This is a genomic window from Kitasatospora sp. NPDC051702 (assembly GCF_040681575.1).
Classification (GTDB): Bacteria; Actinomycetota; Actinomycetes; order Streptomycetales; family Streptomycetaceae; genus Kitasatospora.
The window spans coordinates 68,006-82,498 of record NZ_JBFAZB010000017.1 but is presented as its reverse complement, the minus strand read 5'-3'; the positions used below and the strand labels follow the sequence as shown (position 1 = coordinate 82,498).

At 75.0% G+C, this 14,493-nt stretch carries 13 protein-coding genes; 7 read left to right on the top strand and 6 right to left on the bottom strand.

Annotation, left to right across the window (positions count from 1 at the left end):
* Positions 1–28 precede the first annotated feature (28 nt).
* A complete protein-coding gene (locus AB0N04_RS16985; RefSeq protein ID WP_360213669.1) occupies positions 29–922 on the top strand; it encodes a carbohydrate kinase in 894 nt (297 codons plus the stop codon).
* Positions 923–979: 57 nt separating this feature from the next.
* Here the strand turns inward: AB0N04_RS16985 and AB0N04_RS16980 are convergent, their stop codons facing one another.
* Complete coding sequence (locus tag AB0N04_RS16980) at positions 980–1,501, bottom strand: GNAT family N-acetyltransferase (RefSeq protein WP_360213671.1); 522 nt, start codon at positions 1,499–1,501, stop codon at positions 980–982.
* A gap of 205 nt (positions 1,502–1,706) precedes the next feature.
* Here AB0N04_RS16980 and AB0N04_RS16975 point away from each other — a divergent pair, with 205 nt between their 5' ends.
* A complete protein-coding gene (locus AB0N04_RS16975) occupies positions 1,707–2,660 on the top strand; it encodes a polysaccharide deacetylase family protein (RefSeq protein ID WP_360213673.1) in 954 nt (317 codons plus the stop codon).
* 24 nt (positions 2,661–2,684) lie between these two features.
* Here the strand turns inward: AB0N04_RS16975 and AB0N04_RS16970 are convergent, their stop codons facing one another.
* Positions 2,685–3,122: a YchJ family metal-binding protein gene (locus AB0N04_RS16970; RefSeq protein WP_360213675.1), complete on the bottom strand. Its 438-nt coding sequence runs from the start codon at positions 3,120–3,122 to the stop codon at positions 2,685–2,687.
* A 211-nt stretch (positions 3,123–3,333) separates the two neighbouring features.
* Between AB0N04_RS16970 and AB0N04_RS16965 the strand changes: the two genes are divergently transcribed.
* Positions 3,334–4,362 carry a substrate-binding domain-containing protein gene (locus AB0N04_RS16965; protein ID WP_360213677.1) on the top strand — a complete coding sequence of 343 codons (1,029 nt, stop codon included), beginning with the start codon at positions 3,334–3,336 and terminating at the stop codon, positions 4,360–4,362.
* Between the two features lie 84 nt (positions 4,363–4,446).
* On the opposite strand, the gene AB0N04_RS16960 is transcribed toward AB0N04_RS16965, so the two are convergent.
* Positions 4,447–5,103 carry an NAD(P)-binding domain-containing protein gene (locus AB0N04_RS16960; RefSeq protein WP_360213679.1) on the bottom strand — a complete coding sequence of 219 codons (657 nt, stop codon included), beginning with the start codon at positions 5,101–5,103 and terminating at the stop codon, positions 4,447–4,449.
* Positions 5,104–5,551: 448 nt separating this feature from the next.
* Here AB0N04_RS16960 and AB0N04_RS16955 point away from each other — a divergent pair, with 448 nt between their 5' ends.
* Positions 5,552–5,881 carry a hypothetical protein gene (locus AB0N04_RS16955; protein ID WP_360213681.1) on the top strand — a complete coding sequence of 110 codons (330 nt, stop codon included), beginning with the start codon at positions 5,552–5,554 and terminating at the stop codon, positions 5,879–5,881.
* A gap of 73 nt (positions 5,882–5,954) precedes the next feature.
* Here AB0N04_RS16955 and AB0N04_RS16950 read toward each other — a convergent pair whose 3' ends face one another.
* Positions 5,955–7,577, bottom strand: coding sequence for a ubiquinol-cytochrome c reductase cytochrome b subunit (locus AB0N04_RS16950; RefSeq protein ID WP_360213683.1), 1,623 nt, complete (start codon positions 7,575–7,577; stop codon positions 5,955–5,957).
* A 397-nt stretch (positions 7,578–7,974) separates the two neighbouring features.
* Here AB0N04_RS16950 and AB0N04_RS16945 point away from each other — a divergent pair, with 397 nt between their 5' ends.
* The 3 genes from AB0N04_RS16945 to efeB all read left to right on the top strand — a co-directional run bounded on the left by AB0N04_RS16945 (position 7,975) and on the right by efeB (position 11,992).
* A complete protein-coding gene (locus AB0N04_RS16945; RefSeq protein WP_360213685.1) occupies positions 7,975–8,298 on the top strand; it encodes a hypothetical protein in 324 nt (107 codons plus the stop codon).
* Between the two features lie 224 nt (positions 8,299–8,522).
* Positions 8,523–10,619 (top strand): iron uptake transporter permease EfeU, encoded by a 2,097-nt coding sequence (efeU, locus tag AB0N04_RS16940; RefSeq protein WP_360213687.1) that lies wholly within the window; start codon positions 8,523–8,525, stop codon positions 10,617–10,619.
* Positions 10,619–11,992 carry an iron uptake transporter deferrochelatase/peroxidase subunit gene (efeB, locus tag AB0N04_RS16935; protein WP_360213689.1) on the top strand — a complete coding sequence of 458 codons (1,374 nt, stop codon included), beginning with the start codon at positions 10,619–10,621 and terminating at the stop codon, positions 11,990–11,992. Before efeU ends, efeB begins: the two co-directional genes overlap by 1 nt.
* Positions 11,993–12,010: 18 nt before the next feature.
* Here efeB and AB0N04_RS16930 read toward each other — a convergent pair whose 3' ends face one another.
* Together AB0N04_RS16930 and AB0N04_RS16925 are read right to left on the bottom strand one after the other, a co-directional pair.
* Positions 12,011–13,417, bottom strand: a complete 1,407-nt coding sequence (locus tag AB0N04_RS16930; protein WP_360213691.1) for a HAMP domain-containing sensor histidine kinase — start codon at positions 13,415–13,417, stop codon at positions 12,011–12,013.
* On the bottom strand, positions 13,414–14,094 hold the full coding sequence (locus tag AB0N04_RS16925; protein ID WP_360213693.1) for a response regulator transcription factor: 681 nt from the start codon (positions 14,092–14,094) through the stop codon (positions 13,414–13,416). The genes AB0N04_RS16930 and AB0N04_RS16925 overlap by 4 nt, the downstream gene beginning before the upstream one ends.
* Positions 14,095–14,493: the final 399 nt, after the last annotated feature.

The window sequence follows — 14,493 nt, the reverse complement described above, 5'->3', positions numbered from 1 at the left end:
GCCCGCGTACCGGATGCCAGGAGCCGCCGTGACCACCCCCGATCCGCACGTCCTGGTGATCGGCGAGTGCGTCGCCGACGTCGTCCGTTCGGACGGCGCCCCGGACGTGGTCCACCCCGGTGGTAGCCCGGCGAACGTCGCCTACGGGCTGGCCAGGCTGGGGCACCCGGCCACCCTGCTCACCGAACTCGGGGCGGACGCCAACGGTCGGCTGATCCGGGCTCACCTGGAGTCGGCCGGGGTGCGGGTGCGGGCCGCCGAGGTGGCCCGGACGCCGTCGGCCGTGGTGCGGCTCGACGGTCGGGGGCGGGCCCGGTACACCTTCGACATCGGCTGGACGCTGCCGCCCACCGAGCCGGCCGACCCCCCGGCGGCGATCCACCTCGGGTCGATCGCCGCGGTCACCGACCCGGGCGCCGCCGCCGTGCTCGACCTGGTCGAGCGGTGGCACGGCCGGGCGCAGATCAGCTACGACCCGAACGTGCGCCCCGCGCTGATGGGCGGGCGGGAGCGGGCCGTGCGGCGGGTGGAGCGCTGGGTGGCGCTGAGCGACGTGGTCAAGGCGAGTGACGAGGACCTGGCCTGGCTCTATCCGGGCGAGGCCGCGGAGGCGGTGGCGGAGCGCTGGCTCGCGCTCGGCCCGTCGGTGGTCGCGGTGACCCTCGGAGCCGACGGGGCCTTCGCGCTGGCCCCCGGTGGCGGACTGGTCCGGGCGGGGGCCGTACCGGTGGTGGTCGCCGACACCGTCGGCGCCGGGGACGCGTTCATGGCGGCGCTGCTGCACGCCCGCGCGGCCGGCGCGGACCTCGCGGGCTGCCTCACCCGGGCCGTCACCGCCGCGGCCCTCACCGTCGCCCGCCCCGGCGCCAACCCGCCCACGGCCGCCGAACTCGCCGCCGCCCTCGCCGCCGCCGCGTCCTAGGCAGCCCGTCCGACGAGATCCACAGGACCCGCCCGCCGCACCCGGGCCCGGCGGGGCCTACCCGGCGAGCTCCTTGCCGTACCAGACCTGGGCGTACGGGCCGCTGCTGTAGGCCGGGATCTCGTGGTACCCGTGCCGGAGGTAGAGCGAGCGGGCCTCGATCAGGTCGGTGCGGGTGTCGAGGACGATGCGGCGGGCGCCGAGGGCGCGGGCGGCGTCCTCGACGGCGGCGAGCAGCCGGGCGCCGCCGCCGGTGCCGCGCAGCGCGGGCCGGACGTAGACGCGGGTCAGTTCGACGGTGTCGGCGTCGAGCCGGCGCAGTCCGGCGCAGGCGTGGGCGGTGCCCTCGTGACGGCCGATCAGGAAGGCGCCGTCCGGCGCGGCGAGGTCGTCGCTGGGGGAGCCGGCGAGGCCGGAGGCCAGCTCCTCGGGGGTGCCCTCGCGGTCGAAGTGGAGGCGGTAGTAGCGGTTGGCGACGTCGTGGTAGTAGTCGCGCAGCAGGTCCAGGGCCTCGGGTGCGGACACGTCGGCCGTGGTGACGGTCCAGAGGTCGGTGGCGCGGGGCGTGGTCGTCGTCATGGGCGCATGATCGGTGGTCGCGCGCGTCCGCGGCAACGGGGTTTCGCCCGGTGCGGCCCCCTGGGGACCCGCGGTTCGGCAAAGGGCGGGCAAGGAGTGCGGCGCGTCGTTGCCCCGCACGGGTGACGGGGGGATTGGCGGGGGTGCACTGCTGGGGAGCAGTGCGTCTATGAACAGACCATCAGATCGTCACATTAATGAGGGTTTGAGGGGGAATCAGCGGGGGAGCGGCACCAGGGTCGTACGGACCGGCCTGCTGGCCACCGTCTGCCTCTCCGCCGTCGCCGCCGGCTGCGCCGGGCCCACGAGCCCCGCCCGACCGGACGCCGCGCCCGCCGGCGCCAACGGCGCGAAGGCCGCCCGCGCGGTCGCACCCGCGGTGCTGCCGGGCCTGGCCCGCGCCGAGGAGGAGGCCCACGGCGAGGCGGTGGCCCGCCAGGCGGCGGCCCAGCAGGCGGCCCTGGAGACCGCGCACCGCTGGGGCCTGGAGCGCCCGCCGCTGAAGACGCCCCCGCGCCCGGCGACCAGGGCCGTCCTCACCCCCGTGCAGGGCGTGAAGCTCAAGGACGGGCGGCCGCCGGTGGTGTACCGGGTGCCGACCGACGACAAGGTGGTCTTCCTGACCGTCGACGACGGTGCCGAGAAGGACCCGGAGTTCTCCCGGATGGCCGCGGAGCTCGGCATCCCGCTCAGCACCTACGTCTCCGACTACCTCGCGCGCGAGAACTACGGCTACTTCCGCGACCTGCACGCCCAGGGAGTGGAGATCAACAACCACACCATCAACCACCGCAACCTGAAGGTCCTCGACTACGAGACCCAGCGCGGTGAGATCTGCCGCCAGCAGGACCAGCTGGAGCAGCAGATCGGCGTCCGGCCCCGGCTGTTCCGCCCCCCGTACGGCGAGTACAACGACGACACCCTGCGCGCGGCGGCGTCCTGCGGGGTCGAGGCGGTGCCGATGTGGAACGAGGAGGCCTTCCCCGACCACATGGAATGGCGCTACTCGGACCGCAGGCTCCACCCGGGCGACATCATCCTCACGCACTTCCGGGGCCCCGACATCTGGAAGGCCTCCATGACGGACCTGCTGCGCAAGGTCGTCAACGACGTCACCGCCGAGGGCTTCTCCCTCGGCCGCCTCGACGACTACCTGTAGCGGAGGTCCGGGCCCGGTCCGGACCTAGCCGAGCGAGAGGGCGTCCAGGTACACCCAGGCGCCCTCGTGCCGGACGAACCGGCTGTGCTCGGTGAGCACGCCCTGCTCGCGCCCCTCCGTCCAGTGCGCGCGGAACGCGACGGTGCCCTCGGCGTGGAAGGCGCCGCCGTCGGTGGTGGAGACCACCTCCAGCCCGGTCCAGCGCAGCCCCGGATCGAACTCCACCTCGGCGGGGCGGGTGTCCGGGTGCCAGGTGCGCAGCAGGTACGCCTCGTCCTGGGCGACGAAGGCGCTGAACCTCGAGCGCATCAGCGCCTCGGCGGTGCCGGCCGCCGCCAGGCCGCGGTGCAGCCGGCCGCAGCAGTCGCCGTATGCGGCGGTCAGGCCGCACGGGCAGGGGGAGGAGGGCAGCAGCCGGGGCGCGGCGGAGGCGGCGCGGGGCGCGGGGCGACGTCGGGACATGCGGTCCATTCTCTCCCCTCCCGGCGGGCGTCCGGAATCGGGGCCGTCCGCGGGCCGCAACCGGTGGACCGACCAGGCCGCGGCCGGCCGCGTCGGGTGATCGACCACTTCCGCGGCGTCCGGCCCGTCCGCGAGGATTCGGCGTGCTCCCGGCCGGTCGGCGGCGCACGCCGGGCGGTCCCACCGGTGCGCCGCGGGAGCGGGGCGGCGCATGGGCACCGGCGGCACGGGCACGGACGGCAGACGGGCTTTCCTGCGGCTGGGGGCGGTCCTCGCCCTCCCGATCGCGGCGCTGGCGGGCTGTTCCCGCGACCGGCGTCCCGAGCAGGGCGCCGACCGGTCGGCCACGGCCGTGCCGACCGCCTCGACGCGGTCCGCTGCGTCCGAGGCCGATCGCGGCACCGTCCGGCTGACCAGCGTCACCACCGTGCGCGACGGCGGGCTGTACGACGTGCTGCTGCCCGAGTTCGAGGCGCAGAGCGGCCTGAAGGTCCGGCTCACCGTCACCGAGGAGGTCGGCGCCGCGGCCCGGGCCGGGCAGGCCGACGTGGTGCTCTCGCACTTCGGGCACCGCGACGTCACCGGGCTGGTCACCGACGGGCTGGTGCAGTGGCCGCGGACGGTCCTCGCCAACCTGATGTGCCTGGCCGGGCCGGCGGCGGACCCGGCCGGGGTGCGCGGGCTGGCCGACCTCGCCGAGGCGTTCCGCCGGATCGCCGCGGCCGGCCGGCCCCTGGTGGTCAACGACATCGACGGCGTGCGCTACCTGATGCGGACGGTGGCGGCCGAGGCCGGCCTGGGCGGGTCGGTCTTCAGCGACCGCGGGCTGGCGACCGGCGCGGCCGTGGACGAGGCCGCCGCCTCCGGCGGGTACACGCTCTGGGGGCTCACCCCGTTCCGGGAGTACCTGCGCGAGCACCCGGTCGACCTGGTGCCGCTGGTGCTGGACGACCCGCTGCTGCAGCGGGTGATGGTGACGGCGGTGGTGGACCCGGCGAAGGTCGCGGGGGTCAACGAGGCCGGGGCGAAGGCCTTCCAGGACTACCTGCTGCAGCCGCGGACGCAGGCCCGGATCGGCACCTTCCGGCTGCCGGGGCTGGACGGGCCGGTGTTCGTCCCGGCGGGGCGGCACAACGCCGGGGAGTTCCTGCCGCCGGACCCGGCGGCGCCGGGCGGGTCGACCCGGACGCCGGGCAGCGGCCGGGGCCGGGCGTCCGCGAGCCCGTCCGCGCGGAGCTAGCCGAGGCGCGCGTTCGGCGTCCGGGCCGCTCGGCGAACGCCGGGCTCGCCCCCGCGCAGGGTCGCGGGGGCGAGCCCGGGGAGGTCACTTCGCGCGCTGGAAAGCGTAGTTGAAGTCGCCGGTGCCGAGGATCCCGTACATCCGGATCCAGAGCGGCATCATCATCTCGGTCGCGCGGGCGCCGGTGATGTCGCCGAGGTCGATGACCCACCCGGCCGGCCAGCCGAACTCGCCCAGCAGCGCCACCGTCTCGGCCTTGGCGTCGGCGTCGTCGCCGGCGACGAAGACGTTGTGCTCGCCGGCGAGGCGCCCCGGGTCGACCATCACGGCGCAGTTCACGGTGTTGAGCGTCTTGACCACCCGGGCCTCGGGGAACTCGCGCTGGATCCGCTCGCCGACGCTGTCGGTGTTGACCGGGTCGAGGGTCAACCCGCCGTCGGGGCCGAAGACCAGCGGGTTGGAGACGTCGACCAGCAGCTTCCCGGCCAGGTGTTCGGCCCCGGCGGCGCGCAGCGCCTCGACCGCGACCGTCCCGCCGGTGGCGTTCAGGACGACCTCGCCGAAGGCCGCCGCCTCGGCGAAGGTGCCGGCGTGGCCGTCGGCACCCGCCTGCTCGGCCCAGGCCACCGCGTTCTCGTTGTCCTTGCTCCGCGAGCCCAGCGTCACCTGGTGGCCGAGCGAGACCAGCTTGCTCCCCAGCGTCCGGCCGACCACACCCGTGCCGATGATTCCGATGCGCACTTGCTTCTCCACCCGTCTCGTGCGACCTCAGCGGCCGCCCCACGGCGGGGCGGCCCGGCGACGACCCTAGTTGACCCGGCCTCAGTCGGCGATCACCGTGCGGTCCGTGGACCACGCCGCGGTCGTCGGGCGCCCGCCGGGGGTGTTGCGCCCCGGACCCGGACCCGGTGCGGGGCGGTGCGGGGCCGGCGCCGTGGCCGCCGTGGGTCGGCCGGAGGTTCGGCGAGTCGCCCCGCACCCCCGTTTCGTCACTGGTAGTAGTGGCCTGGTCGCGGAGCGATCTCCGCGTGACGATCCGGCCGACGGCCGGCCGGGGTGCGCTGTGGCGGCCCGGCCGGCCGTACGCACCGGACGGCCCGACAGGACATGAGGAGCGGTCATGGGTGGCAGACGGCGTCCGCCGGGAGCGCGGACCCCTCGGCGGAGCGGGGCCCCGGGCGGCGGCCGGGTGAACGCCCGGGTGGAGATCGCCCGGCTGGAGGGCTACCTGGCCTGGGAGGCGGAGGTGGCGGCGGCCGAACGGGACGCCCGGGCCTTCGCCGGACAGTTCCCGTGGCTGCCCGCCGCGGAGCGCGAGGGACTGGAGCAGGCCTACACCGCCGACCGGCTGCGCTACGCGGAGGAGGTCGTCGACCGCGCGGTGGACCGCTGCCGCCGGCTGGCCGCCCGCTACCGCGCCGAGTGCCGCCGGATCTGCACCCGCTGGGCCGCGCTCTGCCTATCCGTCACCATGGCGGCGGCGCTGTTCGCGGTCGTCCCCGCGGCGTTGCGGGGCTGAGCCCGGCCCGTGGAACGACGGGGGCCCGCCGCGCCGGTGACGGCGCAGCGGGCCCCCGTGGTGTCCGCGGTGCTCAGTGGTGGCCGTGGCCGCTGGTGATCTCCTCGTGCTCCTCGGCCGTGGGCTTGGCGATCTGGCTGCCCTCGCCGAAGAAGCCGCGGGACAGCTTCACCCGGGCGCGGGTGAACAGCCCGGCCTTGCGGGCCACACCGTTCTCGTCCACCGCGGGCGGCAGGGTCGAGGGCTGCGGCTGGTCGTGCGAGGTGAGGGTGTACAGCCGGCCCTGCGGGAGCGGGGCGTGCACCTCGACGAACTCGCCGTGCTGGAGCCGGTTGATGACGCCGGTCTCGCGGCCGTGCAGCACCTTCTCCTTGTCGCGCCGCTGCAGGCCCAGGCACCAGCGCTTGGTGATCACGAAGACGACGATCGGGAGGGCGAAGAAGCAGACCCGCACCGCGTAGGTGATCGCGTTGATCGACAGGTGGAAGTGGGTGGCGAGCAGGTCGTTGCCGCCGCCGGCGAGCAGGACCAGGTACAGGCTGATCCAGGCCGCGCCGTAGGCGGTGCGCACCGGTGCGTTGCGCGGCCGGTCGGCCATGTGGTGCTCGCCGCGGTCCCCGGTGACCCAGGCCTCGATGAACGGGTAGCCCCAGACGGCCACCAGCACCAGCGGGAAGACGATCAGCGGGACGAACACCCCGAGGTTCAGCGTGTGACCGCCCCAGACGCTGATCTCCCAGCCTGGCATCACCCGGATCAGGCCCTCGGAGAAGCCCATGTACCAGTCCGGCTGGGCGTCGGTGGAGACCTGGTCGGGCCGGTACGGCCCGTACGCCCAGATCGGGTTGACCGTCGCGATCGCCGCCATCACCGAGACGACGCCGAAGACCAGGAAGAAGAACCCGCCGGCCTTCGCCATGTAGACCGGCATCAGGGGCATGCCGACGACGTTGTCGTTGGTCCGTCCCGGGCCCGCGAACTGGGTGTGCTTGTGGTAGAAGACCAGGATCAGGTGGGCCACCAGGAGGCCCAGCATGATGCCGGGGATCAGCAGGATGTGCACGGTGAACAGCCGGGGCACGATCAGGATGCCCGGGAACTGCCCGGCGAAGACGAAGAACTGGATGTACGTGCCGATGATGGGGACCGCGAGGATCGCGCCCTCCATGAACCGGATGCCCGTCCCGGACAGCAGGTCGTCCGGCAGGGAGTAGCCCATGAAGCCGTCGAACATGCCGAGGAACAGCAGGACGGCGCCGAAGATCCAGTTGAGCTCGCGCGGCTTGCGGAACGCGCCGGTGAAGAAGACGCGCATCATGTGCGTGAGCATGGCGGCCACGAACACGATGGCCGACCAGTGGTGGATCTGGCGGATCAGCAGGCCGCCGCGCAGGTCGAAGCTGATGTCGAGGGTCGAGGCGTAGGCCTCCGACATCTCGATGCCCCTGAGCGGGACGTACGAGCCCTCGTAGATCACCTCGGCCATGCTCGGCTTGAAGAACAGCGTCAGCCAGACGCCGGTCAGGATGATGATGACGAAGGTGTACAGGCAGATCTCGCCCAGCATGAAGGACCAGTGGTCCGGGAAGATCTTGCGGAGGTTGGCCTTGGCCAGGGAGTAGACGCCGAGTCGGCCGTCAGCCCAGTCGGCGAGCGCCTCGGCCTTGTTCGCCGGCTTGGCGCGTGTGCTGGTCACCGGTCCCGGCTGCGACTGCTGGTCGGTTCTCACGACGGGCTCCCCGGCGTCCTCGGCGTACCGTGCTGGAGGCCCGCCGGCGGGAACGCCGGCCGGCGAAGTGTTGTGATCATGGGACCTCTCGATACGGGCCCGCCGGTCGGACCGGCGCGCGAAGCGGGTCGACCCGCTGGGCCCGTTGCTCAGGGTGATGAAGCGCTTACTCTGTCATGCTGTCGGCAGGGGGCCGACTGTGCACGTCCATCGGCCCGTCCGGCGGCTCGTGTCGGGCCGGACGGGGGGTTCTGACGTCCGATCGGCCGCTCGGACGGGGGCGATGCTGCGGTCGGGTGCCGCTGAACCGTTTCGGCGCGCGCCGCGTCCGGGCCTCCTGCGGGGGCGGGCCTACGCTGCGCCAATGGTGGATCACCGTGAACTCTTCGAGGACGTCGCCGCGGCCCTCGCCCGCGCCGGGTTCGACACCGCGTCAGGCCCGTCCGGGCTGCGGATCGGCCACTGCCCCCAGGGCGTGGTGGTCGGCTGGTCACCGGGGGAGGGGGCGGACGGGCCGCCCTCCCGGGAGGCGCGCGAGGCGGTCGGCGGCGCGGCCGCGGTCGTGCTGCGCGAGTGCGGCTACCTGGTGGCCGAGACCGGCGACGGCGAGCTGCTGGTCACCCCGGCCGCCGTGCCGGTGACGGTGCCGGCGGAGGCGGAGGGGGTTCCCGAGCAGTGGTGGGGGTGAACGCGGACGGGCGGGGCGGCGTTGGGCCGTTCGGCCCCCTCATACCGAACCCTTACCCGATCGGGAGGCGCGGTTGACCGTGGCGGATCTAAGGTTTGCCTAAGCTAAGCGGAAACGCCCTGGGCCCCGTGTCCGGGGCGTTCGGCTGTGCCGCGCCGCCGCCACCCGCGGCGGGCCGCTCAGGACAGCTACCACCCGGGCCGCCCGGGGGAGGAGCCCGCCGCATGTGGGACGAGGCGTTTCCCAGCTTCCTGATCGGACTGCGCGAAGGCCTCGAGGCCGGGCTGATCGTGTCGATCCTGGTCGCCACGCTCGTCCGCTTCGACCAGAAGTCCCGGCTGCCGCAGGTGTGGACGGGCGTCGCGGCGGCCGTCGCGCTCAGCCTCAGCTTCGGCGCAGTGCTCACCTTCACCGCCGCCAACCTCTCCGGCCACGCCCAGGAGGCGTTCGGCGGGGTGCTGAGCCTGATCGCCGTCGCGTTCGTCACCGCCATGGTGTTCTGGATGCGCCGCTCGGCCCGCACCCTCTCCGCGGAGCTGAAGGAGAAGGTCCAGGCCTCGCTGGCGCTGGGCGCCGGGGCGCTGGTGCTCACCAGCTTCCTCGCCGTCGCCCGGGAGGGCCTGGAGACCTCGCTCTTCCTGTGGACCAACGTGCGCACCGCCGGGGAGTCCACCGGCCCGCTGATCGGCGCGGCCGTCGGCCTGCTGCTCTCCACCGCCCTCTGCTGGGGGCTGTACCGGCGGGCCCTGAGGATGAACCTCACCCGGTTCTTCACGATCACCGGCGCCGGTCTGATCGTCGTCGCGGCCGGTGTGCTCGGCTACGGACTGCGCGACCTGCAGGAGTCCGGACTGCTCGGCGGCGGCGCCACCTACGCCTTCGACCTGAGCGCCCACCTGGACGCCTCCTCCTGGTACGCCACGCTGGTCCAGGGCACCCTGAACCTGACCGTCACCATGACGGTCCTGCAGGTCGTCGGGTACGTCGCCTACCTGTGCATCGTCATGACGCTGTTCGTCGAGGGCGTCCGGGGCGGCGCGGCGGCCCACGCCGGCACAACGGCCCCGGCAGGCGCGGCAGGCGCGGCGCCGGGGAAGGGCCCGGGCGGGGGCGGGACGGCGGGCGCGCAGCAGCCGGCCGCGGCCGCCTCCCCGGCGCGGTCCGGCCGGCCGCGGTGGGTGCTGCCCGCCGCGCTGGTCGCGGTGCCCGTCGTGGCCGCCGGCACCGTCATCGCGGTCAGCGACGGCAAGCAGGGCGGCTCCGCCACCGTCGCCGTGTCCGAGCGGGACTGCGGCCGCGGCTTCGGCACCCCGTTGCCCGGCCAGCAGGTGTTCCAGATGCACAACACCGGTGACAAGGTCGCCGAGGTCTACCTGGTCGATCCGGCCAGCGGCGCCGTCTACGGCGAGATCGAGGGCCTGGCCCCGGGCACCACCCGCGCGCTGACCGCCACCATCGGCTCCGGCGACTACGCCTGGCGCTGCGTCCCCACTGGCGGCCGGGCCGTCACCTCCGGCGCCGTCCACGTGACCGGCGGCACCGAGGTCAGGGCCGTCAAGCCGGTCGGCGAGGACGACCTCAAGGGCCCGCTCGACGCCTACAGGCAGTACGTGACCGCGGGCCTCGCCGCCCTGCAGACCGAGACCGGGCAGCTCCAGGCCGACGTGCACGGCGGCGACCTCGCCGCGGCCAGGGCCGACTGGCTGACCGCCCACCTCCGGTACGCCTCGCTGGGTGCCGCCTACGGGACCTTCGCCGAGCTCGACGGCAAGATCGACGGACGCCCCGACGGCCTCCCCGACAAGGCCGGGGACAAGGACTTCACCGGCTTTCTTCGCCTGGAGCACGGCCTCTGGCACGGCGAGTCCGCCGCCGACCTGACGCCCGTCGCCGACCAGCTGGCCGCCGACGTCGCCAAGCTCGGGCAGGACTTCCCCGGCCAGGACTTCGACCCGGCCGACCTCCCGCTGCGCGCCCACGAGATCCTGGAGAACACCCTCCAGTTCGAGCTCACCGGCGACACCGACCAGGGCAGCGGCACCAACCTCGCCACCGCCCAGGCCAACCTGACCGGCACCCAGGAACTCCTGACCGTCCTGCAGCCGCTGCTCGACGAGCGCGACCCGCAGCTGCTCACCCGCGTCGGCGCCGGGATGAAGCGGGTCGGCGACCTCCTCGCCGCCGCCCACCGGCCCGAGGGCTGGACCCCGCTCGACCGGCTCCCCGCCGACACCCGCCGACAGCTCGACGGCGCCACCGGCCAGCTGCTCGAGGACCTCGCCCCCGTCCCCGCCCTGCTCGAGATCCGGAAGGCCGCCTGATGACCGACCGCCCCGCCGCCGGAGGCACCTGCCCGTTCCCGACCGCCGCCCAGGCCCCCGCCGCGACGCCCGCCGTGACCCCCGCCCGGCCGGCCGTCGGGCCACTGGCCGCGGCCGAGCCCGGCGGCTGCCCGGCCGGCCCGGCCCGGCGCAGCTTCGTGCGGGCCGCCCTCGGCGCCGGGGCCGGCGCCGCGGTGCTCGCCGGCGGCGCCCTCACCCAGGCCCGCGGGCAGGCCGCCGCCGGGGACACCCACCGGGCCGGGGCCGGCGCCGTCCCCTTCCACGGCGACCACCAGGCCGGCGTCACCACCCCGGCCCCCGGCTACGCGGCCTTCCTGTCGTGCCAGGTGATCGCCCAGGACCGCAAGGCACTGGAGGACCTCCTCAGGACGCTGACCGCGCGGATCCGCTTCCTCACCACCGGCGGCACCCCGCCCGACCTCGGCGTCGGCGCGCCGCCCTCCGACAGCGGCATCCTCGGCCCCACCGTGCCCGCCGACGACCTGACCGTCACGGTCGGCGTCGGCGCCTCCCTCTTCGACGACCGGTACGGCCTGGCCAAGGCCAAACCGGCCCGGCTCGCCCCGATGAAGACCTTCCCCAACGACAACCTGCAGGCCGCCGAACTCCACGGCGACCTCTCCCTGCAGATCTGCGCCGACCGCCAGGACACCGTGCTGCACGCGCTGCGCGACATCACCCGGCACACCCGCGGCGCCCTGCAGATCCTCTGGCGGATCGACGGCTTCCAGAACCAGTCCCGCCCGGACGGCGCGCAGCGCAACCTGCTGGGCTTCAAGGACGGCATCGTCAACCCGGACACCCGCTCCGCCCGGGAGATGGACCGGCTGGTCTGGGTCACCGACGGGGCGGGCGAGCCCGCGTGGGCGACCGGCGGCAGCTACCAGGTGATCCGGATCATCCGGATGCTGATCGAGTTCTGGGACCGCGTCACGCTCGCCGAGCAGGAGAAGATGTTCGGCCGCCGCCGCGACACCGGCGCCCCGCTGGACGGCCACCAGGAGACCGACGCACCGGACTACGGCAAGGACCCGGAGGGCAAGGCGATCCCGCTCACCGCGCACATCCGGCTCGCCAACCCGCGCACCGCCGACACCGACGCCACCCGCATCCTGCGCCGCGGCTACAACTACGACCGGGGCGTCGACAAGGCCGGCAACCTGGACATGGGCCTGGTGTTCTGCTGCTATCAGCAGGACGTGGTGCGGCAGTTCGAGGCCACCCAGACCCGGCTCGTCGACGAGCCGCTGGTGGACTACATCTCGCCGACCGGCGGCGGCTACTTCTTCGTTCTGCCGGGCGTGCGGGACGAGGCCGACTGGCTCGGGCGCGGGCTGCTCGCCGCGGGGTGACGGCGGGCGGCCGGTCCGTCAGGAACCGAGGGTGAAGCCGATCGCCGCGCCGCCGCCGTCCCGGTTGGCGGCGAAGGCGGTGCCGCCGTGCGAGAGGGCCACCTCGTGCACGATGGCCAGGCCCAGCCCCGACCCGGGCAGGCTGCGGGTGGCGGTGGCGCGGTAGAAGCGGTCGAAGACCCGGCCGAGGTCGGCCTCGGCGATGCCCGGCCCGCGGTCCAGCACCTCGACCCGGGGACCGCGCACCACCACCTCGATCGGGGCGGTGCCGCCCGGGTCGAACTTGGCGGCGTTGTCCAGCAGGTTCCCCACCGCGCGGGCCAGCGCGTCGGCCCGGGCGGTCACCGAGGTGTCGTCGGCGTCCACGGTGATCAGCCGTCCGCTGCGCCGCCGGGCCTGCGCGACGGCCTCGCGGACGACCTCGGCCAGCACCAGGACGGTCGGCTGCTCGTCCGCCTTCTGCTCCGCGGCGAGCGCCACCAGCTCCTCCACCAGCAGCGTCAACTCCCTGGCCTCCTCGGCCAGGTCGTTCATCAGCGCGGACCGCTCGGCGGCCGGCAGGCGGTCCAGGCTGGGCAGCACCGCGAGGTTGGTGCGCAGGCTGGTCAGCGGCGTGCGCAGCTCGTGCCCGGCGTCCTGGACGAGCCGGCGCTGGTTCTCCCGGGCCGCGGCCAGCCGGTCCAGCATCCGGTCGAAGGCCCGGCCGAGGCGGCCGATCTCGTCCGTCCCGGCGGCCGGCACCGGGACGTCCAACCGGCCGCTGGCGGCGACCAGTTCGGCCACCTCGGTGAGCCGGACCAGCCGGCGGGTCACCCGCCGGGCCAGCAGCCCTCCGGCCGCTCCGGCGAGCACCGCGACCACTGCCACCGACAGCACCGTGCGGGCCCGCAGGACCCCCAACAGATGCTCGGTCGGGCCGAGTTGCTGGGCGATCTGGACCGCACCGCGGCCGCCGCCGAGGGAGACGACGGCCACCCGGTAGGTGTCGCCGTCCGCACGCCGCAGTCCCGTGGCGGTCCGGCCGGGGTCGTCGGCGCGGGCGAGCTCGCGGTCGTCCGGGACGGGCGGGAGGTCGATCCGGGCGGTGCCGGGCAGCACTCCGCCGTCGGGGCCGAGCGCCTGCGGGGTCACCCGGATCGGGCGCAGGAGATCCGGGCTGAGCCCGTCCGAGCCGTTGAAGTCGCCGGGGAACAGCTTCTGCCGGCCGACCTGCTGGTGCACCGCCTGCAGCGCCGCGGTGAAGTCCGCCCCCTCGTCGTTCCGGATCAGCCGCGCGGCGGCGTGGTAGCCGAGCATGCCGATCAGCACCGCGACCAGCGCGGCCATCGCGGCGAACGCCAGCGAGATGGTGGTGCGCAGCCCCGGGCCGGGCCACCGCAGCCCCGGGCCCGGCCACCGCAGCCGCGGCCGGAACCGGCCGGTCACGAGGCGCGCAGCGTGTAGCCGACGCCGCGGACGGTGTGGATCAGCGGTGCCAGCCCGGGCCGGTCGAGCTTGCGGCGTAGGTAGCCGATGAACACCGCGAGGTTCTTCGAGCCGGGGCCGAAGTCGTAGCCCCAGATCTGCTCGTACACCGTGGCCTGGTCGAGCACCGCGCCGGCGTGCCGGACCAGCAGTTCCAGCAGGTCGAACTCGGTGCGGGAGAGCTCCAGCTCGTGGCCGTCCCGCCAGGCGCGCCGGGCGTGCGGCTCGACCCGCAGGTCGGCCACGGCGAGGACGTCCTCCTCCGGCCCCGGCGGGTTGCGGCGCAGCAGGGCGCGCAGTCGGGCGAACAGCTCGCCCACGTCGAAGGGCTTGACCAGGTAGTCGTCGGCCCCGGCGTCGAGGCCGGCGATCCGGTGCGGGACGTCCACCCGGGCGGTGAGCATCAGCACCGGGGTGCGGTCGCCGTCCGCGCGCAGTCGTCGGCAGACCTCCAGGCCGTCCGGTCCGGGCATCATCACGTCCAGCACCAGCACGTCCGGGCGCTGTGCGGCGAGTGCGGCGAGGGTCTGCGCGCCGTCCGCGGCGGTGCTCACCCGGTAGCCCTCGAGTTGGAGGGCGCGGGTGAGGGAGTCGCGGATGGCCCGATCGTCCTCGGCGATCAGCACGGTGTGGGTCATGGGGCCGATTCTCCCTGGCGTGCTCACGACGGTTTCGGGCGGGTCGGGCCCGCGGGGCCGGCCGCCCCGGGGTGCCGCGGGCGCCCGGACGGGCCCGGCACGGGCGGGCGGTCGGCGGGGCCGGGGGCACGGGTGGGCGTGGCCGCGGGCACGGCGGACGGCGGCGGCCGGGCGGTCGTCCGGCCGCCGGCCGGGGCGCGCAGCAGACGGCCGGACCTCACCGACGCACGATGCCAGCGGCGCCGGTGCGGCGTCCAGACCGCGGAGCGCGGGCCGGCCGCCGTCGGGAGCTTCCGCGCGCTCGTTCGGGGGCGTACGGTGGCCACACGGTGGCGCGTCCGTCGGACGCGGCCGCGGTGCGCGTCCCGGCGTCCGGCCGGTGCCCTCCGCGACCGCCCG

Bases quoted from the DNA above. Each gene is read 5' to 3' on its own strand.
- AB0N04_RS16980 (WP_360213671.1), bottom strand. From the start codon at position 1,501: ATGACGACGACCACGCCCCGCGCCACCGACCTCTGGACCGTCACCACG.
- AB0N04_RS16945 (WP_360213685.1), top strand. From the start codon at position 7,975: ATGGTGGATCACCGTGAACTCTTCGAGGACGTCGCCGCGGCCCTCGCC.
- AB0N04_RS16925 (WP_360213693.1), bottom strand. From the start codon at position 14,094: ATGACCCACACCGTGCTGATCGCCGAGGACGATCGGGCCATCCGCGAC.
- efeU (WP_360213687.1), top strand. From the start codon at position 8,523: ATGTGGGACGAGGCGTTTCCCAGCTTCCTGATCGGACTGCGCGAAGGC.
- AB0N04_RS16965 (WP_360213677.1), top strand. From the start codon at position 3,334: ATGGGCACCGGCGGCACGGGCACGGACGGCAGACGGGCTTTCCTGCGG.
- efeB (WP_360213689.1), top strand. From the start codon at position 10,619: ATGACCGACCGCCCCGCCGCCGGAGGCACCTGCCCGTTCCCGACCGCC.
- AB0N04_RS16970 (WP_360213675.1), bottom strand. From the start codon at position 3,122: ATGTCCCGACGTCGCCCCGCGCCCCGCGCCGCCTCCGCCGCGCCCCGG.